Raw genomic sequence first — 23,241 nt, 5'->3', positions numbered from 1 at the left:
GTCGGCATGGCCAGCGTTGTACGCATGCTTCCCACCCCCGAAGCGCATGACCTCATCGACCTCACCTATGAGCTCGCCGACAAGGAGCTCGCGATGAAGGTCGACGAGTTCGAAGGCAGGGGCGAATTTCCCCGCGAGATCATCCGCACGCTCGGCCGGTCCGGCCTGCTGGGTTTGCCCTATCCGGCCGAGTACGGCGGCGCGGAGCAACCCTACGAGGTGTACCTGCAGGTGCTGGAGATCCTGGCCAGCCGGTGGGCAGCCGTCGCCGAGGCGATCAGCGTGCACACCCTGGCCTGCTACCCGGTGGCCCACCACGGCACGCCGGAGCAAAGGCAGCGCTGGCTGCCCGAGATGCTCGGCGGTGAGCTGCTCGGCGCCTACTGCCTGTCCGAGCCGGCCGGCGGCTCCGACGCGGCCAACCTGTCCACCCGGGCGGTCAAGGACCGCGATCGGTATTTCGTCAACGGCACCAAGGCATGGATCACCCACGCCGGGGTGGCCGACTTCTACAACGTCTTCGCGCGCACCGGCGGGCCGGGGCCGAAGGGCATCTCGTGCCTGCTCGCACCCTCGGACACGGCCGGCCTGCATGTGCAGGCGCGGGAGCGGACGATGGGACTCAAGTCGTCCCCGGTCGCCCAGGTCAGTTTCGACGACGCCGCCGTGCCCGAGGACCGTCTGGTCGGGCAGGAGGGCGAGGGTTTCCGCATCGCCATGGGCGCTCTCGACTCGGGCCGGCTGGGCATCGCCGCCTGCGCGGTGGGGCTGGCCCAGGGCGCGCTGGACTACGCGACCGCCTATGCCAAGGACCGCACCCAGTTCGGCCAGGCCATCATCGACTTCCAGGCGGTGGCGTTCATGCTGGCCGACGCCGACACCCAGATCTCCGCGGCGCGGGCGCTGATGCTGCACGCGGCGCGGCTGCGCGACCACGGCCACCCCTATTCGATCGAGGCGGCCAAGGCCAAGCTTTTCGCCTCGGACATGGCCATGAAGGTCACCACGGACATGGTGCAGGTGCTCGGGGGCGCGGGTTACGTCGCCGACCACCCGGTGGAACGCTACTTCCGCGAGGCGAAGGTGCTGCAGATCGTCGAGGGGACCAACCAGATTCAGCGGCTGGTGATCGGGCGTTCGCTCGCCAAAGATTAGGCACGCCAATCGACGCGCTATTTCATGCCAAATATGGGCACTTTTTAAAGATTTGAAATATTTATTTCGAATTGGGTCAAATGTCCTAGCGCAATCTTGGCGATGAGCCCATTCTTGCCAGGTGACACAAAGAATGCACCAAGTGGATCAACAGCTTCAAACAAGCATCAACGAGGAACTGAAATACGAACCAAGCGTCAACGCCAGCGAGGTCGTCGTTCTGGTGAGCAACGGCACGGTAAAACTGTCCGGTGAGGTGTCGAGCCTGCCGGAGAAGCTTGCCGCCAACCGTTCGGCCATGCGGGTGCGTGGCGTCAAAGCCGTCGCCAACGAGCTGACCGTCCGCCACCCGGGCAACACCGATGTGGACATCGCAGAGACTGCGAGCAAGATGCTGGCCTGGGCCGTCGACGTGCCTTCCGGAAGCGTCACAGCCGACGTCAACGACCATGTGATCACGCTTTCTGGCACCGTTGCGTGGCAATACCAGCGCGATGCCGCGACGCGAGCGGTGATGAACCTGCGTGGCGTCACCGCCGTCACCAACCAGGTCGCCTTGGCGCAGCCGGAGTCGGCCAGCCCGGTCCGCAACGCCATCGCCGCCGCGTTCAGCCGCAACGCGCTTCTCGACCCAGAGGCGATCGATGTCCACGTCGAGGGTCATCAGCTTGTCCTGCGGGGCAAGGTGCGATCGTTCGCCGAGGCCCGGCAGGCCGAACGAACCGCCTGGGCCGCCGAAGGTGTGACGAGCGTCCGCAACGATCTGGTGATCACCTCCTGACCTCCCATGAAGAGCCGGTGGGCGCGATTCGATCCAACGCCAGCCTGCCGGTGGATACGGCCAACGCTGTCTGTAGACGCGTTGGCCGTATCCGCAACCCCGCGCGACAAAGGCTTGGACGAGCGAGCTTTCCAGCGCGGCCAAGGGTCATAGTAGAAATTACGCATGGCGAGCGCTGAGGCGACAGATGGGTCCGCACTGCAGGAGATTTCACGGCGGCGAGCGCTGACGCTCGACGCCGCACGCCCGCAGCCGGTGGCCGCGCGGCATGCGGCCGGTGGCCGTACCGCCCGGGAGAATATCGCCGACCTTGTCGACGAGGATTCCTTTGTGGAGTACGGAGCCTTCGCCACCGCCGCCCAGGAGCAGCACCGCAGCGTCGAGGAGCTGATCGAGCGCACGCCCGCGGACGGTCTTGTCGGCGGAACCGCACGGGTCAACGGATTGCCGTGCGCGGTGCTGTCCTACGACTATCTGGTGATGGCCGGGACGCAGGGGATGCGCGGCCATCACAAGACCGACCGCCTGCTCGGGCTGGCCGAGCGGCTCGGGCTGCCGGTGGTGTTCTTCGCCGAGGGCGGCGGGGGCCGGCCCGGTGACAGCGACTATCCCGTGGTCTCCGCCCTGGACGTGCGCTCGTTTGCCATGTGGGCCAAGCTTTCCGGGGTGGTGCCCAGGATCGCGGTGGTGGCCGGAAGATGCTTCGCGGGCAATGCGGTGATCGCCGGATGCTCCGATTTCATCGTGGCGACAAGCAATTCCAACCTCGGCATGGCCGGCCCCGCGATGATCGCTGGTGGCGGCATGGGCCGTTTCGAACCCGAGGAGATCGGCCCGATCGACGTGCAGACCCGCAACGGCGTGGTCGATGTCGCGGTGCGCGACGAGGCGGAGGCGGTAGCGGTGGCGCGCAAGCTGCTGGGCTACTTCCAGGGGCACGCCGCCCCGGCGGCCGCGGCCGGCCAGGAGCGGCTCAGAAGTGTGGTGCCGCAACGCGAGCAGGTCGCCTACGACGTCCGGCCGGTCGTCACCACCCTGGCCGATGAGGGCTCGGTGACCTTCTTGCGGGAGAAGTTCGCGCCTGAGCTGGTGACCGCGCTGATCCACCTCGAGGGCCGGGCGGTCGGGGTGATCGCCAACCAGACCCTGCACATGGCCGGCGCCATCACGAGCAACGCGGCGGACAAGGCGGCCCGCTTCCTGCAGCTGTGCGACTCGTTCGGGTTGCCGGTGGTGTCCCTTGTGGACACTCCGGGGATGATGGTCGGCCCGGAGGCCGAGAAGACCGCGCTGGTAAGGCACACCTCTCGCCTGCTGGTGGCCGGGGCGCGGCTGCAGGTTCCACTGATCGGGGTGGTGCTGCGCCGCGGGTACGGCCTGGGCGCGCAGGCAATGCTCGGCGGCAGCACCCACGAGCCCGTGCTCACACTGGCCTGGCCCAGCGCGCATCTGGGCCCGATGGGCCTGGAGGGCGCGGTACGACTGGGGATGCGCAAGCAGCTGGAGGCCATCGCGGACGACGCCGAGCGGGAGCGCGCGGTGCGCCAGCTCACCGAGGTCTACCGCGAGAAAGCCAAGGCGCTCAACGCCGCCCGCGTGTTCGAGATCGACGACGTGATCGACCCGGCCGACACGCGCCGGATCATCGCCGCCACACTCGACGCGGCCGCTGCCGGTGGCCGCCTGGCCGGCAGCCGCCGCCCCATCGACACCTGGTGACCGGACTGGGCGCGGTCAGCCGGCCCACCGGCAGCGGCTGGCAGCCGCCCCCGGTCGACACCTGGTGACCGGTCTATCGGTCGCCACCGCAGCGCCTCGGGATGGCAAATTGCGTGGGGCCGCTGGGAATCCAGTCGAACTTGACCTGCCAGGCGCCGGTCACGTGGCGCGGCGTGACGCTCAGGGTCACCGTCTGCCCGCGCTGCGGGGGTGTTAAGCCGTCACGGCCCGGACCGGGCTGGGTGGTGTCCCATGAGCCTATGTACGGGGTTAGGTCGTAGTCCCAGAACCCCAAGGTCATCAGGCTGTGGCCGTTGACCGCCAGCTCCAGCTCGCCGGGTGTCTGCGATTCGGCCAGGTAGAAGATGGTGTCGTCCCAGATGAGCGAGACGGTGGCGGGCTGGAGCGGGTCGCCCGGGTTGCTCCGCACGCCGAGGCACTGGTTGGTGTCCTGTAACGGCTTCAGGTTTGCCGGGCGGGTCGGCAGCACCGCCTCCTCGAAGGAAAGCCGCTGGTAAACATCGACTTCCAGCGCGCCGATGGCGGGCACGGGCACGCTGATACTCGCATTGGTGACAGGGTCGTAGCGCACCGCGCCGGTGGCCTTGATGATCACGGTGGCCGGGGTGCCCAGGCGCATTCCTGGTACGTCCTCGAAGGTGGTGAAGGTGCTGCTCGCGCAGCTGCCCGTGTAGATGAGCTTGCCGTTGACCAGGACTTCCACCTGTACTTCCACCGACTCGACGTCCCGGCAGATCGAGGAGATGTGGGTGCCTTTGGCGGAGGTGGGGGTCCAGACCAGGCTGAGGCTCTTGGCCGACAGCGGCACCACGTCGTGTGCCATGAGCCGCAGGCCGTGGCCGATTTCGGCCGCCGCGGAGGGGGAAGGGGATGGGGATGCCGATTCGGCCGGTGGGACAGGCGCGGCGGGCAGGAACTGATACCCGCCAATGAGAGCAGCTATCGCGGCGGCTGTTGCCGCGGTCAGGATGCGGCGGCGACGCCGGATTTTCCGGTCCGCGAGGATGCCGCCTGCATTCATGTCCACTACTACCTTCTGGATGAGCTATTTGGTTGCCCCGGTTAGGATGATCACATGCGCGCTGCGGTCATCCACGCCCCCTTTGACATCCGCATGGACACAGTGCCCGACCCGGTGGTGCGTGAGCCGGGTGATGCGGTGGTGCGCGTGACGCACGCCTGCATCTGTGGCAGCGATCTCTGGGCCTACCAGGGCGTAGCCAAACGACAGCCCGGGCAGCGTATAGGACACGAGTTCGTCGGGGTGGTCGAGGCGGTCGGCCCGCAGGTGAGTTCGGTGAAACCCGGGGACGCGGTCGTCGCGCCGTTCGTGTGGTCGGACGGGACGTGCGCCTTCTGCGCCGAAGGGCTCTACACCTCATGTGCGCAGGGCGGTTTCTGGGGGCAGGCGGGCTCGGACGGCGGGCAGGGCGAGGCGGTGCGGGTGCCCTTCGCCGATGGCACGCTGGTGGCGTTGCCGCCGGGGCTGGACGACGGCACACTGATCAAGATCTTGACGTTGTCCGATGTCATGTGCACCGGGCATCACGCGGCGCTGGCCGCGGGCACGGCCGCGGGCCAGACCGTGGCGGTGGTGGGGGACGGGGCCGTCGGTCTGTGCGGCGTGCTGGCCGCCGCCCGGCTGGGCGCCGAGCGGATCTTCCTGCTGGGCCGCCACGAGCAGCGCACCGCGATCGGCCTGGGCTTCGGCGCCACCGACGTGATAGCCGAGCGCGGCGACGCCGCGGTGGAGGCGGTGCGGGAGCTGACCGGCGGGCAGGGCGCGCACGCGGTCATCGAGGCCGTTGGCACCGAGCAGTCGATGCAGACCGCGATCGCCATCGCCCGCGACGGCGGCAGCGTCGGCTTCGTCGGGGTGCCACACGGCGGATCCGCGGGTGTCGACATTGGACAGATGTTTGACCGCAATGTCTCGCTGCGCGGAGGGGTGGCGCCCGCCCGCAAGTACCTGCCCGAGCTGTTGGCCGATGTGCTCGCGGGCAGCCTCGACCCGTCGCCGGTCTTCGATCAGCGGGTGGGGCTGGACGGGGTACCGGACGGATATGCGGCAATGAACGGCCGCTCGGCACTCAAGGTACTGGTGGTAACTTGAGCGCCGTGGAGGAGACCGATCAGGCGATAGTCGCCGCGCTGGCCACCGACGGCCGGATGTCCTATACGGACCTGGCGACGCAGGTTGGGCTCTCGGTTTCCGCCGTGCACCAACGGGTCCGCCGGCTGGAGCAGCGCGGCGTGATCAGTGGCTATGGCGCGAAGGTCAACTACGAGGCGATCGGGTTGCCGCTGACCGCCTTCGTGGCGATCCGGCCATTTGACCCGGCGCAGCCCGATGACGCGCCGGAACGCCTGGCCCACCTGCCCGAGATCGAGTCGTGTTTCTCGGTGGCCGGTGAGGATTTCTACATTCTCTTGGTACGGGTGAAGTCCCCCACGGATCTGGAGCGCCTGCTGCAGGAGATCCGCACGTCGGCCAATGTCACCACCCGCACCACGGTGGTGCTGTCGACGCCTTTCGAGCAGCGCCCGCCCCAGGTCCGCCTGGACTGACCCGCTAACCGTTCCAGCGCAACAGCACAGCGTTCTCACGTTCGTAGCCGAGCACGCTGAGCGTCGCCGTCTCCAGCCGGAACAGCGCCCCGGCCGAGGGTGCCAGGCCCAGCCAGCGCGCGGTGAGCACCCGCAGCTGGTGAGCGTGTCCGACCAGGGCCACGTCGCCGCTGGGCAGCATGGCCCGGACCCGGTCGAGCACCCGGTCGGCGCGGATCCCCACTTGGGCCGCGGACTCGCCACCCGGGCTGTCGTCGGTCCACACCGACCAGCCCGGCCGTTCCTTGCGGATCTCGGCGGTGGTGCGCCCCTCGTAGGCCCCGTAGTTCCATTCCAGCAGGTCATCGTCGGTGGCGGTGACGGTGAGCCCGGCCAGGACGGCGGTCTGCTGCGCCCGGCGCAGCGGGCTGGAAAGCACTGCGGCGAAGGCACGCGAGGCGAGCACGTCGCCAAGGTGCGCCGACTGGCGTTCGCCCTCGGCGGTCAAGCCCAGGTCGGTGAAGGAGGTGTGCCGACCGGCGGCACTCCAATCGGTCTGGCCGTGCCGGAGAAGGACGATCTCTCTCATATCGCTCATAATCCCACTCCTAGCTGCCTAGGATGCCCAAGAGGGGGTGACCCGTGGTGGTTCGCACGGCGTTTGCCCGGCTGAGCTACGGTCAGACCCATGCAGCAGATGACATGCCCGAAATGCCACGGCGAGATGCGTTCCTACGAGCGCAGCGGGATCACCCTGGAGCAGTGCACCGAGTGCCGTGGGATCTTTTTGGACCGCGGTGAGCTGGAGCGGCTGACCCAGGCCGAGACCGCGTGGCACGGCGGGGGCGGGCACCAGCAGCAGCACAGCCAGTCCCACCAGTCGCACTCCGGTTACGGCCACGACAGCTATGGCTACGGCGGGCACCAATACAAGAAGAAGCACAAGCACTTCCTCGAAGAACTCTTCGACTGAGGCAGAGCGGCCGGGGCCCATGGCCGACTGGCGGCCGTGGGCTTCGCGCCCCGCAAATCCGCTTGGGTAAGCTTGCGATCCATGACCGAATTGCGGACAGCCGTCGAAATGAGCGATGCCCTGCGGGAGAGAACGGTCTCCTCCGCCGAGCTGCTCCAGACCTCCTTCGACACGATCGACAAGACTGATCCGCAGGTCAAGGCTTTTGTCTCCTATGCCGACCGCGATCTGTTGCTGGCCCAGGCGCGCCAGGTCGACGAGCAGCGGGCGGCGGGTAAGGAGCTGCCGCGCTTCGCCGGGGTGCCAATCGCGATCAAGGACAACATCGCGGTCAAGGGGCAGCCATTGACGTGCGGCTCACGCATCCTGGAAAACTATGTGGCGCCCTACACGTCGACCGCGGCGCAGCGAGCGCTCGACGGCGGCCTGCTGATCGTCGGCAAGACCAATATGGACGAGTTCGGATTCGGTTCCAGCACAGAGAATTCGGCTTTCCAGCCGACCCGCAACCCGCATGCGCTCGATCGCATCCCGGGCGGCTCCTCGGGCGGTTCCGCGGCCGCGGTGGCCACCGGCATGGTCCCGTGGGCGCTGGGCACAGACACCGGCGGCTCGGTGCGCCAGCCCGCCGCGATGTGTGGTGTGGTGGGGTTCCGGCCCACCTATGGGCGCATCTCCCGCTACGGCCTGGTGGCTTTCGCCTCTTCGCTTGACGTGATCGGCCCGCTGGCCGGCACGGTGGAGGACGCCGCCTGCCTCACCGAGATGATTATGGGGCGGGACCCGCGTGACAGCACCTCGTTGCCGGACCGCGCCGACCTGCATTCGGCGCCGAAGAAGATGCGGCTGGGCATCCCGGACGAGTACATGAGCGAGGCGTGTCAGCCCGAGATCCAGGAGGCGGTGCAGCGCGCGGCGCAGTACGCCCGGGATCTGGGCTGGACGGTGGATCGGGTTTCGTTGCCGCTCACCGAGTACGCGCTTTACATCTACTACGTGGTGGCCTCGGTGGAGGCGGCCAGCAACCTGGCCCGCTATGACGGGGTGAAGTACGGCTACCGGGCTGCGGGCGCCCCCAACTGGGACGAGATGATCGACCGGTCGCGCACCTACGGTTTCGGTGCGGAAGCCAAGCGCCGCATCATGTTGGGCACCTTCGCCGCGTCCGCAGGCTACCAGGACAAGTTCTATCTCAATGCCACCAAGGTGCGCCGCAAGCTGTCGGACGAGTTCGCGGCGGCGTTCCGCGATTTCGATGTGCTGCTGTCGCCGATCTCGCCCACCACGGCCTGGAAGATCGGCGAGAAGATCGAAGATCCGATGACGATGTATCTGCAGGACATCTACTCGGTTCCGGCGGCCCTGGCCGGCATCCCGGCGCTGGTGATCCCCTCGGGCACGGACAATGCCGGCCTGCCGATCGGGTTGCAGCTGTCGGGTCCGCGCGGCGGGGACGCCAATGTGATCGCGGCGGGCCGTGCCCTGGAGAAGGTCCTCACGCCCGCGTAGGGGCTAGCCGTGGGTGGCGAAGGCGGACTCGATGGCGTCGCGGCTCATGCCGTTGGCGATCAGCACGTGCAGCAGCAGGCGGGCTTTGAGGGCGTCGAGCAGGTCGGCGCAGACCAGCCCGCGGCCGAGCAGATCGACCTCTGAGCCTGGGTAGCCGTAGGTGCGCCGCAGGGTGGGGCCGGAGTCCACGCGGGTGGCGAGCACGACCGGGATGCGCCGGGCCAGCTTGTCGATGGCGTCGACGGCTGCCGCAGGCACGTGTCCGGCGCCGAAGCCGGCGATGACCACGCCGTCGAAGGATCCGTCGTCGAGCTTGGTGTAGAGGGTGCCGTCGTCGCCGACGACCGAGACGATGAGCGCGGTCTTGACCGCGGTGAGGTCGGGCAGCGGGTAGACCGGTTGGCGCAGCGGGGGTTGCAGGAAGCGGACCTCGTCCTCGATCAGGACACCCGCTGTGCCGACGATGCCGGAGCTGAAGGCGTTGCCGGAGGTGGTGTGGATCTTACGAACCCAACGGGCGCAATGGATTTCGTCGTTGAGCACGACGAGGCAGCCGCGGCCGCGGGCCTGCGGGCTGCTGGCGGTGGCGACGGCGGCGGCGAGGTTGAATGCCCCGTCGGGGCTGATGTGTGACGGCCCGCGCATCGCGCCGGTGACGACGATGGGCTGTTCGCAGTCCCAGAGCAGGTCGATGAGGAAGGAGGCTTCTTCGATGCTGTCGGTGCCCATGGTGACCACGAAGCCGGTGATGCCGCCCTGGGCGGCTTGGCGCATTTCGCGCAGCAGCGCGGTGAGGTCGCCGAAGCCGATGGAGGAGCCGGAGAGCTGGCGGAACGAGCGGCCCTCGATATCGATGCCCTTGAGTAGCTGCGCGGGCAGGTAGGAGGCCAGCTCGGCGGCGCTCAGGGTGGGCACTATCGAGCCGCCGGGCCCGACCGAGGTCATCGCGATCGTCCCGCCCAGGGAATAGATCAGGATCTTACTCAACTCGATCTCCGGGAGCTCAGGCAAACGGTCACCAGCTCATTTAAGTGCCCGCTGTTGGTGCCGCGCTCGCAAACCCGGGATGTCAGCGGCTGAAGCCGCTGAGGATGGCGGTCAGCACGAAGCCGACTCCCACGCCGATCAGCGCGCCCGGGGCCACACGATCGAACAGCATGCCGATGCCCACCCCCAACAGGGTGCAGCCGATAAACAACCCACCGCCGAGCTGTGCCCTACGCATCCTCGGAGGGTACACGGTCCACTTCGGACTTTCGCCACCACTTTTGGCCGGACTCGGCGAGGGTGTCGATCGGATCGTAGTAGGCATACCGTTTGGCCAGCACGTCTTCGTCGTGGGTGGCTTCGATGGAGGTGCGATAGTTCTTTGTCCAGTAGGAGATTCCGTGTTCACGGTCGTATTCGGTGACCATGTGAACCCAGCGTTTGCCGACGAACGGGACATCGCAGACGATGCGCGGCGTGGCGTATCCGGGCAGGTATCCCATGATGTCGTGCTGGAGTTGCTGGGCCTGCCAGACGGCGACGCGCCAATGCTCGGCGTTGGGGATCATGTCGCACATGTAGAAGTAGTAAGGCAGGATGCCGGCTTCGCCCTGCAGCGCGAAACACAGGTCGAGCAGGCTGTGGCTGTCGGCGTTGACGCCGCGCATGAGCACACCCTGGTTGCGCACGTCGCGGACGCCGACTTCGAGCGCGGTCTTGGCGGCCTTGGCCACCAGCGGGGTCAGCGAGTTGGCGTGGTTGACGTGGGTGTGGATGGCGAGGTTCACGCCGCGCCTGCGCGCGGTGCGGGCCACCCGCTCCAGCCCTTCCACCACGTCGTGCTGCAGCCAGTGCTGGGGAAGCCCCATCAGCGCCTTGGTGGCCAGGCGGATGTCGCGGATGGTGTCGATCTCGAGCAGGCGCATGAGGTACCCCTCGAGATTGCGCCATGGCACGTTGGCCACATCTCCGCCGGAGACCACGACGTCACGCACGCCGGGGTGGGCTTTGAGATAGGCGATGTGGGCGTCGTAGCGCTCGACCGGCTTGAGTGACAGCTTGAGTTTGTCGACGGTGGGGGTGGAGTTGCCGACCAGGTCCATCCGGGTGCAGTGGCCGCAATACTGCGGGCAGGTCGACAGCAATTCCGCCAATACCTTTGTCGGGTACCGGTGGGTGAGCCCCTCGGCTACCCACATGTCGTGTTCGTGCAGGGAGTCGCGCTTGGAGAAGGGATGCGACGGCCATTCGGGCAGCCGGTCGGAGGCGACCGGGATCATGTAGTGGCGCACCGGGTCGGCGTAGAAGGCGTCGGTGATGTCGGCCACATCGAAGCTGCGCACCATGGTGTTGATCATCTGGGGTGGCACCAGCATCGACATGGTGGCCATGGACTTCTGGTCGGCCTCCAGGTCGGCGTAGAACTCTTCGCCGACGAGGTCGCCGAGCACCGCCCGCAGCTGCTTGATGTTCTTGACGCAGTTGACCCGCTGCCATTGCGCCGACTCCCACTGGGCCTGCGTGACATCGCGCCATCCGGGGAAACGGGTCCAGTCGGGCTCCGTTAGCTCGGTGCGGCGGTAGAGGTACGGCTGGTCCATGTGGCTGCCTCCGGGAAGCATCGTTGCGTCTGCTGGACCATACTGGAAGTTCTACGGTCTTCCAACTATTATCCCGTAGAATTTCTCGTATGGCGCCGGAGGGACAGTAAAAATGACGAGCTCGCCCATTGGCCTGCACCGTGTCATAGATCCTCAGGGTGTTTTGCCTCAGGCGGCCGCAAAATTGGACAACAGCGCCCTTATCTCCCAGGACGAAGTACGCATCTCGGTCGAGCGGCTCAATCTCGATGCGGCAAGCTTCCGGCAGCTCAGCGGCACCCATGACCCGGCCGGGGTCCGCCAGGCCGTGCTCGACATCGTCGAGCAGCGCGGCAAGATGCAAAACCCGGTGACCGGCTCCGGCGGCATGCTCATCGGCACGGTCGCCGAGGTGGGCGCGGCCTCGCCGCTGGGCCTCAAGGTCGGCGACCGCGTGGCCACCCTGGTCTCGCTCACGCTCACCCCGCTGGCGATCACCGACGGCCTGGCCCGCTGGGACGGCCGATCCGAGCAGGTCCCCTGCGAAGGCCACGCCATCCTGTTCGCCCGGTCGATCGCCGCTGTCCTGCCCGACGATCTGTCGCCCGAGCTGGCGCTCGCGGCGCTCGACGTCTGCGGCGCCCCGGCCCTGACCGCGCGGGTCGTGGCCCGCTACCCGGGTGCGAGCGTCGCCGTCATCGGCGCGGCAGGCAAATCCGGATCGCTGTCGCTGGCCGCCGCCCGCGACGCCGGCGCCACCCGCATCGTCGCCGTTGTCCCGCACCAGGCCGAACACGACCTGCTCCGGGCAGCCTCCGCCGCCGAACCGCCTCCCGCCGCTGGGTTTCCCGGCGGCGGTGGCGCGGGGATGTCTGGTGGGGAAGCGTTGGCCGATGAGGTGGTCATTGCCGATGCGCGTAACCCGGTGGCGCTGGCCGAGGCGATCGGCAAACCCGTTGATGTGACGGTGGTCTGCGTCGACGTGCCCGGTTGTGAGCACGGGGCGATCCTGGCCACGGCCCAGGGCGGCACGGTGATCTTCTTCAGCATGGCGACCAGTTTCTCGGCCGCCGCGCTGGGCGCCGAAGGGCTCGCCGCGGACGTCAACATGCTCATCGGCAACGGCTACGTGCCCGGTCACGCCGAGTACGCGGTGGACCTGGTGCGCACCAATTTTGCCGTGCGTGCCCTCTTCGAGGCACGCCTGGCAGCAGACTGATTCCTATGACGACGACGACCACCCCCAGCATCCTGTACACCGCGGCGGCGGTGCGCACCCCGGCCGTGCCCGACGCCGACGCGCTGCTGGTGCGCGACGGTGAGATCGCGTGGCTGGGCCGCTCCGCCGAGGCGCCCGCCGCCGACGCCACCGTGGACTGCGGCGACGCCCTGATCACGCCGGCGTTCGTGGACGCGCACGTGCACGCCACCGACACCGGGCTGGCCATGCTCGGCCTGGACCTGTCGGCGGTGCGTTCACCGCGTGAGCTGCTCGACGCGGTGGCCGGTTTCGCCGCCAAGGGCAGCGGGGTGCTGCTCGGGCACGGCTTCGACGAGTCCACCTGGGGCAGCCAGCAGACCCCGCCGACCAGCCTGGAGCTGGACAGGGCGGCGGCCGGGCGCAGCGTCTACCTGTCCCAGGCTTCGATCCACTCGGCGCTGGTCAGCAGCGACCTGCTGACGATGGCCGCCGATGCACCGGGCTTCGACCCGTCCGGGTGGGTGCGCCGCGATGCTCATCATGTGGTCAGGGAACAGGCTTTCGGCCGGATCACCCAGGCGCAGCGGGAGGCCGCGCAGCGGGCGGCGCTGAGCAAGGCCGCGTCGTTGGGCATCGCCGCGGTGCACGAGTGCGGCGGGCCGGGCACCTCCAGCCCGGAGGACTTCACCGCGCTGCTGGCGCTGTCGGGGCAGGGTTTGCCTGAGGTGTACGGGTTCTGGGGCGAGCTGATGGGCGCCCAGCGGGCCCGCGAGCTCGGCGCGGTGGGCGCCGGTGGCGATCTGTATGCCGATGGGGCGCTCGGCTCGCGGACAGCCCACGTCCGTGAGTCCTATCTGGACACTGACGGCGGCGAGTGCGGGCACGGGTACGTCACCGCGCAGCAGGTCGGCGAACACCTCGTCGACTGCCACCGGCACGGGATGCAGGGCGGCTTCCACGCCATCGGCGACGCCGCGATCAGCACCATCGTCGAGGGTTTCGCGATCGCGGCCAAGACGGTGGGGGTCGACGCGCTGCGCGCGGCCCGGCACCGCGTCGAGCACGCCGAGATCATGGACAAGCAGCTCATCGCGAAGTTCGTCGAGTACGGCATCTTCGCCTCGATGCAGCCCGCCTTCGACCGGCTGTGGGGCGGGGAACACCAGATGTACGCCCAGCGCCTCGGCCTGGCCCGCAGCCTGGCGAGCAACCCGATGGGACAGATGCACCACACCGGGGTCCCGCTCGCCTTCGGCTCGGACTCACCGGTCACCCCGCTGGACCCGTGGGGCAGCGTGCGGGCCGCGATGTGGCATTTCAACCCGGTCCAGCGGATGAGCGCCAAATCGGCCTTCGCCGCGCACACCCGCGGTGGGTGGCGTGCCGTGCACCTCGACCGCGAGGGGGTGCTGGAGCCCAACGCCCCGGCCACCTTCGCCGTCTGGCAAACCACACAGCGCACGGGCAGCCTGCCCACCCTCGATCCCGGTGACGAGCTACCCCGATGCCTGCGCACCGTCCTACGTGGAAAGACAATCTATGAAGCTCAATCTTGATCCCCTCGCTGTCAGCAGAGCGCGTGAACTGGCCCGCCGCGCGGGTCAGCCCGTCGTCGACATGGCCCGCTCCCACACCACCGTCAGCGTGGAGCGGGCCGTGCTGCGGCTGGCCGGGATAACCGGCGCCGACACCGACGGCATCCCCTGGGTGAACCGTTTGGTGGACCAGGTACGCGACGATGTCGGGTTGGGCCACGGGGTGGCGTTGCCGGTTTTCCATGCCCTGGCCGAGTTCGGCGATCTGACTTTGCTCGCGCAGAAGGCGGCGGCCGGGTCGGTGCGTTTCGAGCTGCCGCAGGGCAAGGACGCCACCGCCGCCCGCAAGCTCGCCAAACGCGCTGTGGGACAGGGCATCAAGACGATCGACCGCAACCGCGCCCAGCGCGACCGGCTCGTCAAACGGCACGGCGATCCCAAGCAGCGGCCCTGGATCTACCTGATCGTCGCGACCGGCGACATCCACGAGGACATCCCGCAGGCCCAGGCGGCGGCGCGCGCGGGCGCGGACGTCATCGCCGTCATCCGGTCCACCGGACAGTCCCTTTTGGACTATGTGCCCGAAGGCGCCACCCGGGAGGGGTTCGCCGGAACCTATGCCACGCAAGAAAACTTCCGCCTCATGCGGGCCGCGCTCGACGAGTCGTCGCGCGAGCTGGGCCGGTATGTGCGGCTGACCAACTACGCCTCGGGCCTGTGCATGCCCGAGATCGCCACCCTGGCCGGGTTGCAGCGGCTGGACATGATGCTCAACGACTCCATGTACGGCATCCTGTTCCGCGACATCAACCCGATCAGAACCTTTGTCGACCAACGGTTCTCGCGCCAGATCCACGCCCGCGCCGGGATCATCATCAACACCGGTGAGGACAACTACCTCACCACCGCCGACGCGGTCGAGGCCGCCCACACGGTCACGGTTTCTCAGCTGCTCAACGAATTTTTCGCCCACGAGGCGGGGCTGCAGGACTGGCAGCTGGGCATCGGGCACGCGTTCGAGATCAACCCGGATCTGCCCGAGTCGTTCCGCCTCGAGCTGGCCCACGCCCTGCTGGCGCGCGAGCTTTTCCCGGACGCGCCGCTGAAGTGGATGCCGCCCACCAAACACATGACCGGCGACGTGTTCCGCGGCAACCTGCTCGACGGCTTCTTCAACCTGGTCGGAACCCTTACCGGGCAAGGTATCCTGCTCGTCGGGATGATGACCGAGGCCGTGGTCACGCCGTGGCTTTCCGACCGCGACATCGCGCTGCAGAATGTGCGCTACGTGCTCAACGCCTGCGGGGGCCTGCATGAGGACTTCGTGCCCGCGCCGGGTGGTTTCATTCAACAGCGGGCTCATACGGTACTCAATGAGGCCATCGATCTGCTGGCCGAGATCGTGGACGACACGTTGCTCAACGCCATCGCCGACGGGACCTTCGGCATCATGAAACGCCCGGCCAACCGGGGCAAGGGCCTCGACGGCGTCGCCAAACACGAGCCCGGCTACTACAACCCCGCCACCGAGATCCTGGAAGCGCGATGAAGACGATTGTTCGCCCCTACGGGGACACCACCGGCGACGGGATGACGCAGGTGAGCTTCACCCTGCCGATCCCGCACGACAAACTGGCCGAAGGCGCGGCGCTTCAGCTGGCCGCCAAGATGGGGCTCGAGCCGGCGATGCTGGTGCACGCCAAGCAGATCGGCGACGGGTTCACCTTCTTCGTCGTCTACGGCAGCGTGCGGCATCTGGTGGAGCTGGACAAGGTACAGGTGGTGCAGCGCGACTTCGACCTGCTCAGCGCGAAAGAGGTCAACACGATCGTCAAGCAGCGCTTGCGGCGCAAGCTTTCCGTGGTGGGGGCGTGCATCGGCACCGACGCGCACACCGTGGGCATCGACGCGATCCTCAACCTCAAGGGGATCGCGGGGGAAAAGGGGCTGGAGTACTACCGCGAGCTGAAGGTGCTCAACATGGGCGCGCAGGTCACCGTGCCGGAGCTGGTGGCGGCCGCGCGCTCGGAGAAGGCCGACGCGGTGCTCGTGTCGCAGGTGGTGACGCAACGCGATGCGCATCTGCACAACACGCGGGAGATGTCGGCGGCTTTCCGGGAGGCTTTCCCAGCCGGCAAACGGCCACTGCTCATCGTGGGCGGGCCGCGTTTCGACGAGATGATGACCCAAGAGCTTGGGGTGGACCGGATTTTCGGGCGCGGCACCACGCCGCGGGAGGTGGCCAGCTATCTGGTGCACCGTGTCGCCCGAGAGGGCAGATGAAGTCGGCGAAAGCCGATACAGCCTGGTCATGCAGAGGGGAAAGCAATGAGCGTTGGGCTTACCGTGACACATCGCCGCTACGTGCCTTACAGCCACGCGCATTACGCGGGCAACCTTGTCGACGGCGCCTACGCGCTGGCCGCGTTCGGCGACGTGGCCACCGAGGTCTGCATCCGCACCGACGGCGATGAGGGCCTGTTCGCGTCCTACTCCGACGTGCAGTTCAAGGCGGCCATGCGGGCCGGGGACGTGCTGGAAATCAGCGCCACCATCACCCGGATGGGCACCCGCAGCCGCACCATCGACTTCGAGGCGCGCGTGGTGTGCCGTGGCACGCAAGGGTCGCAGGCGCAGGTCCTCGATCCCGCGATCGTCGCCGTGACCGCGACGGGCACTGTGGTGGTACCGGCAAAACAATGATGGTGGTCTGTGTCGACGTCGGGTCGACCTTCACCAAGGCGGCTGCCGTGCAAGACGGGCGCCTGGTGGCGACGGGCAGTCATCGCACCACCGTGGAAACCGATGTCCTGCAAGGGCTCGACGCCGCCGTCGCGGCGACCGGGGTCGACCCGGATCGGATTCTGGTGTGCTCGTCGGCCGGCGGTGGGCTGCGGCTGGCCGTCGTCGGCTATGAGCGGCTGGTCACCGCCGAAGCCGGGCACCGGGTCGGGCTTTCGGCCGGGGCGAAGGTGGTGCACGTCGCGGCCGGCAGGCTCGACCGGGCGGCGCTTTCGCAGCTGCGCGCGGCCCGGCCCGATGTGGTGCTGCTGGTCGGTGGCACCGACGGCGGCGACGCCGAAACCCTGATCCACAATGCGACCCTGCTGGCCAAGGCCCGCTGGCGGATTCCGGTGGTGCTGGCCGGAAACGCCGACGCCCGCTCCACTGTGGAGGATCTGCTCGCCGCCGCGTCGGTGCCGGTGACCAGCGCGGCCAACGTCCTGCCCGCGATCGGCGTGCTGGACCCGCGACCGGCCCGCGCCGCCATCCGCGAGGTGTTCCTCAACCATGTCATCGGAGGCAAGAAACTGTCCAGGGGCCCGCGTTTCACCTCGCTGGTGCGCGGGGCCACCCCGGATCTGGTGCTGACCGGGGTGGAGGTGCTGGCCAGGCGGATCGAGGGCGACCTGCTCGTGGTCGACGTGGGCGGGGCCACCACGGATGTGTACTCAGTGCTCAAAAACGATGACACGGTTGAGGTGGCCGGGTCGCTGGCGGCTTCCCGCACGGTGGAAGGCGATCTGGGCATGCGATGGTCCGCGCCGGGGGTGGTGGCGGCCGCGCGATCGGAGAAACTGCCCCACGATCCGGCTTTGGGGCAAATAGCCGATTTTCTTGCGTCACATCCGGAAACGCCCATACACGAAGCCGATCCTGAGCTTGCTTCCCTTGCCGTTGCGGTTGCGTTGCGCCGTCACGCCCGGGGCGAGGCATCGATGCCGGGCAGTCCGCGTCGCGGGGGCCGCGACCTTCGCGCGGTAACGCTCGTTGTTGGCTCCGGGGGCGTAATACGCCATCGGCCATCGAACGAAGCAATGTCAATACTTTCGGCTGGATTGTATGACGATGCAGGTGGGTATCCGCTCCCTCGGTCACCTACGGTGGTCGTTGACACCTGCTACATCCTTGCCGCCTCCGGCCTGTTGGCAGAGGAACATGCTGATCAGGCGGCAGTCCTACTGGATGGGCTGCGGCCTTGACCCAGTAGCGGTGCAACGCGTACCGTCGTGGGGTTCTGTTTGGGGGGCCAGTAGAAAACGACGTCTTGTCGGCCCGAAGGTCGCCACGGCAGAGGACCAACGACCGGGGCGCGATCATAATGGTCGCGCCCCGGTTCTCTGTCTTTGAAGAAGTGGTGATGTAGTGCTCGCCGTGCCCTATGCGTTGGTTTGCTCGGTGCTTGCCGGGGCCGCCCTGCTGCTTGCCTTTCCGCCCTACGGGCTGTGGTGGCTCGCGCCCATCGGGGTCGCGCTGCTCGCGCTGGCCTGTCTGGGACGGCGGCTGCGAGCAGGGCTGGGTCTGGGGCTGATCACCGGAATTGTCTTCTTCGGTCCACTTTTGGCCTGGACCAACATGCATGTCGGGTATACCCCATGGATTTTGCTGACCCTGTTCCAGGCAAGCTATCTGGGCCTACTGGGCGCGGCGATCGCCGGGATGACCCCGCTGCTGCGGCGCCGGCGATGGAGCGTGCCGCTGGCCATCGCCACGCTGTGGGTGGCGCAGGAGGCCCTGCGTGACCGCGCGCCCTTCGGCGGGTTCCCGTGGGGGCGGCTTGCCTTCAGCCAGGGCGACTCGCCGGTGCTCGGCTTCGCCGGGCTGGGCGGCGCGCCCCTGGTGACCTTCGTGGTGGCGCTGGGCGGCGGGCTGCTCGTGGCCGCGGCGATGGCGGTGCCCTCGCTGCTCGGCGGGCGCACTGATATTGCGGCCGCCACCGAAGAGAACCCTTCCGCCAGCAGCGATACGGCAGGCGGCGGCGCGTTGGGCGGCAGCGTTGGGGCCGGCGGTGCGGCGGGCGGCAGCGACGCGGCGGGCGATGGTGCATTGGGCGGCAGCGATGGGGCGGGCGGCGGCGCTTCGGGCGGCGGCGCTTCGGGCGGCGGCGCTTTGGGCGGTGGCGCTTTGGGCGGTGGCGCTTTGGGCGGTGGCGCTTTGGGCGGCGGCGCTTTGGGCGAAGGCGCGGCGGGTGGTGAGGGCTCTGGGGCGGCGGTGCGCCGGGCGCTGGTCTGGGTGGCGGCGGCGGTGGCGGTGATGGTGGCCGGGCTCGCGGTGCCGCTGTCCATTCCCGACGGTGCGCCGGTGACGGTCGCTGTGGTGCAGGGCAATGTGCCCCGGCTGGGGCTGGAGTTCAACGAACAGCGCAAAGCCGTGCTGGACAACCACGTTCAGGCCACCATCGACCTGGCCAAGCAGGTCAAGGCGGGCCAGGCCGTGCAACCCGATCTGGTGATCTGGCCGGAGAACGCCTCGGACATCGATCCGCTGCTCAACGTCGACGCCGCCGCGGCCATCGACTCCGCGGCGCTGGCCATCAACGCCCCGATTCTGGTGGGCGCGGTGCTGCGCGGGCCGGGGGACAACGAGTCGCGAAACGCCGGCATCGTGTGGACCCCGGCGCAGGGCGCCGGCGAGATGTACCTCAAGCGGCATCCAGTGCCCTTCGCCGAGTACCTTCCGCTGCGCCCGATCGTCGAGCCGATCGCGAAAGCGATCACCAATCAGGCCAAGCTGCTGCGCACCGACTTCGTGCGCGGGCAGGTTCCCGGCGTGCTGGACCTATCCGGTACCCAGATAGGCGATGTCATCTGCTTCGAGGTCGCCTACGACGAGGTGGTCCGCGACGTGGTCGAATCGGGCGCGCAGCTGCTCGCGGTGCAGACCAACAACGCCACCTTCAACGAGGCGGAGGCCGCCCAGCAGCTGGCCATGGTCCGGCTGCGCGCGGTCGAGCACGGCCGGGACTCCCTGATGGCCTCGACGGTGGGTATCTCCGCTTTTGTCACCGCCGATGGCGAAGTGCACAATGCGACCGACTTCAACACGAGAGCGGTGATAGTGCGCGAACTCCACATCGGTGGGTCGACTACTCTTGCTACGAGGGTTGGCGCGTGGCCAGAGTTCGCGTTGACGTTGCTTGCGGTGGTGCTGCTGGCCATGGCCATCGTGACGAGACGTAGGAGAGACGCTCAATGAGTGAGCAGGTGGACGGGGTTCCGGGCGTAGGCCGGGTGGTGGTGATCATCCCGACCTACAACGAGTCGGAAAACGTTCGGCTGATCACGGCGCGGGTGCGCGAGGCGGTGCCTCAGGTCGATGTGCTGGTGGCCGACGACAACAGCCCCGACGGCACCGGGCGCATCGCCGACGAGCTCGCCGCGGCCGACCCGCAGATCCACGTCTTGCACCGGGCCGGCAAGGAGGGCCTGGGCGCGGCCTACATCGCCGGGTTCGGCTGGGCCCGCGAGCGCGGATACGACGCCGTGGTGCAGATGGACGCCGACGGCTCACACGCGCCAGAGGAGCTGCCCAAACTGCTGCACGCCCTCCGAGACGCCGACGCGGTGATCGGCTCGCGTTACGTACGCGGCGGCAAGGTGGTCAACTGGCCGCTGCACCGCGAGGTGCTCTCCCGCGGCGGCAACATCTACGTGCGCACGGTGCTGGGCATGAAGATCAAGGATGCTACCGGCGGCTACCGCGCCTACCGCATGGCCGTGCTCGACAAGGAGGAGCTCGCCTCCATCCAGTCGCAGGGCTACAGCTACCAGGTCGAGCTGACCTGGCGCATCCACCGCAACGGCTTCATCATGACCGAGGTGCCCATCACCTTCGCCGAGCGGGAACACGGGGCCAGCAAGATGAGCGGCTCCATCGTCAAGGAAGCGCTCTGGCGCGTGACCATCTGGGGCGCCAAGTCGCGCGCCAACTCGGTGCGCCGGGCGCTCAAACCGAAGAGCACGTGGCCCTGATGCGCAAGCTGCGCTGGGTTCCGCTGGGCGCCCTGCTGCTGGGGGCGGCGGAGTTCGTGGCGCTGTGGGCCGTCGCCCAGCTGGTCGGCCTGCCCGTCGCGGTGATCGGCCTGATCGCGCTGAGCCTGCTCGGTGGCCTGCTGGTGCGCCAGCAGGGCCTGCGGGGCTGGCGCAAGCTGCGCACGGCGACCAACTCCGGCAACCCAGCCGGCGACGAGGTTCTCCTGAGCGTCACGGGCCTGTTCGCCGCCTTGCTATTGATGATTCCTGGGTACCTGACCGGCCTGCTCGGCCTGCTGATCCTCATCCCGCCGGTGCGGCGGCTGGTGCGCGACCGGCTGCGCCGCGCCACCGAGCGCCGGGTGTCGTCGAATGTCGCCGGTGACCTGTTCGGCCCCCGCAAAGTGCGGGTCACAACGAAACATCCCCCGAAGTCGCAGACCTCGGAGGATGTTATCGAAGGTGAAATTGTCGACTAGCCTCAGCTGCTAGCCCCGGCCGCGCCGGGATCGGACCTCTTGCAGGCGCTCGTTGAGGATCTCCTCGAGCTCCTCCACCGAGCGGCGCTCAAGCAGCATGTCCCAGTGGGTGCGCGGCGGCTTGACCTTCTTCTGCTCGGGCTCGCTGCCATCGACGAGGCGGGCTACGCTTCCGTCGAACTTGCACTCCCACGTCGCGGGCACCTCGGCGTCGACGGCGAACGGCACCTCGAACTGGTGGCCGTTGGCGCAACGGTATTCGCGGCTCTGCCGCGGCGCGAGCTCGGTATTGCGGTCGGACTCGTAGCTGACGGCCCCCAGACGGCTTCCCCGCAGCATGCGCTCGCCCATATCAGCACTCCTTGAGAATTTAGGTCAGCAGTCAGATCGTGCAACGACGCGGGCCTCGATGCGATTCCCGGGACCGTACGAGAGTACTAGGTGATCTGCCTTTCTGCCTCACCTGAACCGGCGATCACGCTATTGTCCGCTTTATGACGGTTAGTGGTGGCGTGCCGGAGACACCGGCTGCCCCGGTGAAAACGTGGTTCGGTCATCCGGGTGGCCTGCTGGTGCTTTTCCTCACCGAAATGTGGGAACGGTTCAGTTTTTACGGCATGCGCGCCATCCTTCAGCTGTTCCTCACCGCCCCGCTGGCGGTGGGCGGCTTCGCGATGGCCGAAGCCGACGCCTTCACCATCTATTCGGTCTATAACTCCATGGTGTACCTGATGGCCCTGCCCGGTGGCTGGATCGCCGACCGGCTGCTGGGCACCCGCCGCAGCGTGCTGTGGGGCGGCATCGTCATCGCGCTGGGGCATTACACGCTTGCCCTGCCGGTGAAGCCCACCTTCTTCGTCGGCCTCGGCCTGATCGTGCTCGGTACCGGTCTGCTCAAACCCAACATCTCGGCGATGGTCGGCGAGCTCTACAACAAGCACCCCGAGCTGGCCGAATCGCGCCGCGACTCCGGTTTCACCCTGTTCTACATGGGCATCAACCTCGGCGCCTTCATCGCCCCGCTGATCACCGGCTACTTCCAGGAACGCGACGAATACCACCTTGCCTTCGGCATCGCCGCCATCGGCATGACGCTGGCCGTCATCCAGTACGTGCTCGGCGGCAAACGGCTCGAAGGCGTGGGGCTCAAGGCGCACAAGCCATTGGTGCACGGGGAGGCGCGGCGGCTGCTGAAGTTCGCGGCCATCGCGGTCGCCGCGGTCGCTGTGTTCTTCATCGGCGACGTGGCGCTGGGCACCTTCGAGCCCAAGCACATCGCCACGTTCCTCGCGCTCATCCCCTTGGTGGTGGCGCTGTGCTACTTCTTCGTGGTGTTCCGGGACAAGACACTGACCCCGCTGGAACACTCGCGCGTCACCGCCTACGTGTTCATTTTCCTTGGCGCCACACTGTTCTGGATGATCTACGACCAGGCCGGGTCGGTGATCACGGCCTTCACCGACGACAAGGTGCAGCGCGCGATCGGCAGCTTCCAGATCCCGACGCCGTGGTTCCAGTCCATCAACGCCGTGCTGATCCTCATCCTCGCCCCGGTCTTCGCGTGGCTGTGGGTCAAACTGGGCGACCGCAACCCACCGACGTCGAAGAAGTTCTCGCTGTCGCTGATGCTCATCGGTTTCTCATTTCTGATCATGGCCACCGCGGCCATCGCCGCCGCCTCCCGAGGGCTGATCTCGCCATGGTGGATCTTCTTCATGTACCTCGTGCAGACCGTCGCGGAGCTGTTGCTCAGCCCGGTAGGCCTGTCGGTCACCACGAAACTGGCTCCGCTGCGCTACGCCAGCCAGATCATGGGCTTGTGGTTCCTTGCCACCGCATGCGGCAACGCCCTCAACACCTGGGTCACGCCGCTGGTGACGAAGATGCCGGAGAAGGTCTACTACGGCGTCATCGGCATCTTCGCGATCCTCGTCGGCCTGGCCTTCTGGGTCGCCTCACGCAAACTCACCAGACTGATGGGCGGCGTGCATTAATTCTGGCG

General features: G+C 67.8%; 23 protein-coding genes. 17 read left to right on the top strand and 6 right to left on the bottom strand.

The genetic code is table 11. The features are described 5' to 3' along the window. Positions 1-6: 6 nt before the first annotated feature. From Rhe02_RS26810 to Rhe02_RS26800, 3 genes are all read left to right on the top strand, one after another. Entirely contained in the window at positions 7-1,155 is a 1,149-nt protein-coding gene (locus Rhe02_RS26810; protein ID WP_203911136.1) for an acyl-CoA dehydrogenase family protein, read from the top strand. 142 nt (positions 1,156-1,297) lie between these two features. Continuing rightward, positions 1,298-1,936 carry a BON domain-containing protein gene (locus Rhe02_RS26805; protein WP_203911135.1) on the top strand — a complete coding sequence of 213 codons (639 nt, stop codon included), beginning with the start codon at positions 1,298-1,300 and terminating at the stop codon, positions 1,934-1,936. Between the two features lie 165 nt (positions 1,937-2,101). Continuing rightward, on the top strand, positions 2,102-3,655 hold the full coding sequence (locus Rhe02_RS26800) for an acyl-CoA carboxylase subunit beta (RefSeq protein WP_203911134.1): 1,554 nt from the start codon (positions 2,102-2,104) through the stop codon (positions 3,653-3,655). Positions 3,656-3,728: 73 nt separating this feature from the next. Here Rhe02_RS26800 and Rhe02_RS26795 read toward each other — a convergent pair whose 3' ends face one another. Beyond that, positions 3,729-4,703: a hypothetical protein gene (locus Rhe02_RS26795; protein ID WP_203911133.1), complete on the bottom strand. Its 975-nt coding sequence runs from the start codon at positions 4,701-4,703 to the stop codon at positions 3,729-3,731. Positions 4,704-4,751: 48 nt separating this feature from the next. Here Rhe02_RS26795 and Rhe02_RS26790 point away from each other — a divergent pair, with 48 nt between their 5' ends. Next, on the top strand, positions 4,752-5,789 hold the full coding sequence (locus tag Rhe02_RS26790) for an alcohol dehydrogenase catalytic domain-containing protein (protein ID WP_203911132.1): 1,038 nt from the start codon (positions 4,752-4,754) through the stop codon (positions 5,787-5,789). Positions 5,790-5,794: 5 nt separating this feature from the next. Then, positions 5,795-6,244 (top strand): Lrp/AsnC family transcriptional regulator, encoded by a 450-nt coding sequence (locus tag Rhe02_RS26785; RefSeq protein WP_203911131.1) that lies wholly within the window; start codon positions 5,795-5,797, stop codon positions 6,242-6,244. Between the two features lie 4 nt (positions 6,245-6,248). Here the strand turns inward: Rhe02_RS26785 and Rhe02_RS26780 are convergent, their stop codons facing one another. After that, positions 6,249-6,812 carry a histidine phosphatase family protein gene (locus tag Rhe02_RS26780; RefSeq protein ID WP_203911252.1) on the bottom strand — a complete coding sequence of 188 codons (564 nt, stop codon included), beginning with the start codon at positions 6,810-6,812 and terminating at the stop codon, positions 6,249-6,251. Between the two features lie 99 nt (positions 6,813-6,911). Between Rhe02_RS26780 and Rhe02_RS26775 the strand changes: the two genes are divergently transcribed. Further along, positions 6,912-7,196, top strand: a complete 285-nt coding sequence (locus Rhe02_RS26775; RefSeq protein ID WP_203911130.1) for a TFIIB-type zinc ribbon-containing protein — start codon at positions 6,912-6,914, stop codon at positions 7,194-7,196. Between the two features lie 81 nt (positions 7,197-7,277). Beyond that, positions 7,278-8,705 (top strand): Asp-tRNA(Asn)/Glu-tRNA(Gln) amidotransferase subunit GatA, encoded by a 1,428-nt coding sequence (gene gatA / locus Rhe02_RS26770; RefSeq protein ID WP_203911129.1) that lies wholly within the window; start codon positions 7,278-7,280, stop codon positions 8,703-8,705. Between the two features lie 3 nt (positions 8,706-8,708). On the opposite strand, the gene Rhe02_RS26765 is transcribed toward gatA, so the two are convergent. The 3 genes from Rhe02_RS26765 to Rhe02_RS26755 form a co-directional block, all read right to left on the bottom strand. Continuing rightward, the gene (locus tag Rhe02_RS26765) at positions 8,709-9,692 is read right to left on the bottom strand and encodes an asparaginase (protein WP_203911128.1); all 984 of its coding nucleotides are present in this window, start codon (positions 9,690-9,692) and stop codon (positions 8,709-8,711) included. Positions 9,693-9,774: 82 nt separating this feature from the next. Further along, positions 9,775-9,930 carry a hypothetical protein gene (locus Rhe02_RS26760; protein WP_203911127.1) on the bottom strand — a complete coding sequence of 52 codons (156 nt, stop codon included), beginning with the start codon at positions 9,928-9,930 and terminating at the stop codon, positions 9,775-9,777. Then, positions 9,923-11,293, bottom strand: coding sequence for a KamA family radical SAM protein (locus Rhe02_RS26755; protein WP_203911126.1), 1,371 nt, complete (start codon positions 11,291-11,293; stop codon positions 9,923-9,925). The genes Rhe02_RS26760 and Rhe02_RS26755 overlap by 8 nt, the downstream gene beginning before the upstream one ends. A 112-nt stretch (positions 11,294-11,405) precedes the next feature. Between Rhe02_RS26755 and kdd the strand changes: the two genes are divergently transcribed. The 9 genes from kdd to Rhe02_RS26710 all read left to right on the top strand — a co-directional run bounded on the left by kdd (position 11,406) and on the right by Rhe02_RS26710 (position 21,239). After that, positions 11,406-12,491 carry an L-erythro-3,5-diaminohexanoate dehydrogenase gene (kdd, locus tag Rhe02_RS26750; protein ID WP_203911125.1) on the top strand — a complete coding sequence of 362 codons (1,086 nt, stop codon included), beginning with the start codon at positions 11,406-11,408 and terminating at the stop codon, positions 12,489-12,491. A gap of 5 nt (positions 12,492-12,496) precedes the next feature. After that, complete coding sequence (locus Rhe02_RS26745) at positions 12,497-14,029, top strand: amidohydrolase (RefSeq protein ID WP_203911124.1); 1,533 nt, start codon at positions 12,497-12,499, stop codon at positions 14,027-14,029. Continuing rightward, on the top strand, positions 14,013-15,557 hold the full coding sequence (kamD, locus tag Rhe02_RS26740; protein WP_203911123.1) for a lysine 5,6-aminomutase subunit alpha: 1,545 nt from the start codon (positions 14,013-14,015) through the stop codon (positions 15,555-15,557). Before Rhe02_RS26745 ends, kamD begins: the two co-directional genes overlap by 17 nt. Beyond that, positions 15,554-16,291, top strand: coding sequence for a lysine 5,6-aminomutase subunit beta (gene kamE / locus Rhe02_RS26735; protein ID WP_203911122.1), 738 nt, complete (start codon positions 15,554-15,556; stop codon positions 16,289-16,291). Before kamD ends, kamE begins: the two co-directional genes overlap by 4 nt. 45 nt (positions 16,292-16,336) lie before the next feature. Beyond that, positions 16,337-16,711, top strand: a complete 375-nt coding sequence (gene kal, locus Rhe02_RS26730; protein ID WP_203911121.1) for a 3-aminobutyryl-CoA ammonia lyase — start codon at positions 16,337-16,339, stop codon at positions 16,709-16,711. Further along, positions 16,708-17,991, top strand: coding sequence for a glutamate mutase L (locus tag Rhe02_RS26725; protein ID WP_203911120.1), 1,284 nt, complete (start codon positions 16,708-16,710; stop codon positions 17,989-17,991). Before kal ends, Rhe02_RS26725 begins: the two co-directional genes overlap by 4 nt. Before the next feature lie 163 nt (positions 17,992-18,154). Next, positions 18,155-19,984 carry an apolipoprotein N-acyltransferase gene (gene lnt, locus Rhe02_RS26720; protein ID WP_239124074.1) on the top strand — a complete coding sequence of 610 codons (1,830 nt, stop codon included), beginning with the start codon at positions 18,155-18,157 and terminating at the stop codon, positions 19,982-19,984. Further along, positions 19,981-20,760: a polyprenol monophosphomannose synthase gene (locus Rhe02_RS26715; RefSeq protein ID WP_203911119.1), complete on the top strand. Its 780-nt coding sequence runs from the start codon at positions 19,981-19,983 to the stop codon at positions 20,758-20,760. The genes lnt and Rhe02_RS26715 overlap by 4 nt, the downstream gene beginning before the upstream one ends. Next, entirely contained in the window at positions 20,757-21,239 is a 483-nt protein-coding gene (locus Rhe02_RS26710) for an FxsA family protein (RefSeq protein ID WP_203911250.1), read from the top strand. Before Rhe02_RS26715 ends, Rhe02_RS26710 begins: the two co-directional genes overlap by 4 nt. A gap of 9 nt (positions 21,240-21,248) precedes the next feature. Here Rhe02_RS26710 and Rhe02_RS26705 read toward each other — a convergent pair whose 3' ends face one another. Continuing rightward, positions 21,249-21,590 carry an RNA polymerase-binding protein RbpA gene (locus tag Rhe02_RS26705; protein WP_203911118.1) on the bottom strand — a complete coding sequence of 114 codons (342 nt, stop codon included), beginning with the start codon at positions 21,588-21,590 and terminating at the stop codon, positions 21,249-21,251. Between the two features lie 143 nt (positions 21,591-21,733). On the opposite strand from Rhe02_RS26705, the gene Rhe02_RS26700 reads away from it, so the two are divergent. Further along, positions 21,734-23,233 carry a peptide MFS transporter gene (locus tag Rhe02_RS26700; RefSeq protein WP_203911117.1) on the top strand — a complete coding sequence of 500 codons (1,500 nt, stop codon included), beginning with the start codon at positions 21,734-21,736 and terminating at the stop codon, positions 23,231-23,233. Positions 23,234-23,241: the final 8 nt, after the last annotated feature.

This window comes from Rhizocola hellebori, assembly GCF_016862955.1.
Classification (GTDB): Bacteria; Actinomycetota; Actinomycetes; order Mycobacteriales; family Micromonosporaceae; genus Rhizocola; species Rhizocola hellebori.
The sequence above is the reverse complement of the archived record's forward strand: the minus strand, read 5'-3'. Positions and strand labels throughout refer to the sequence as shown.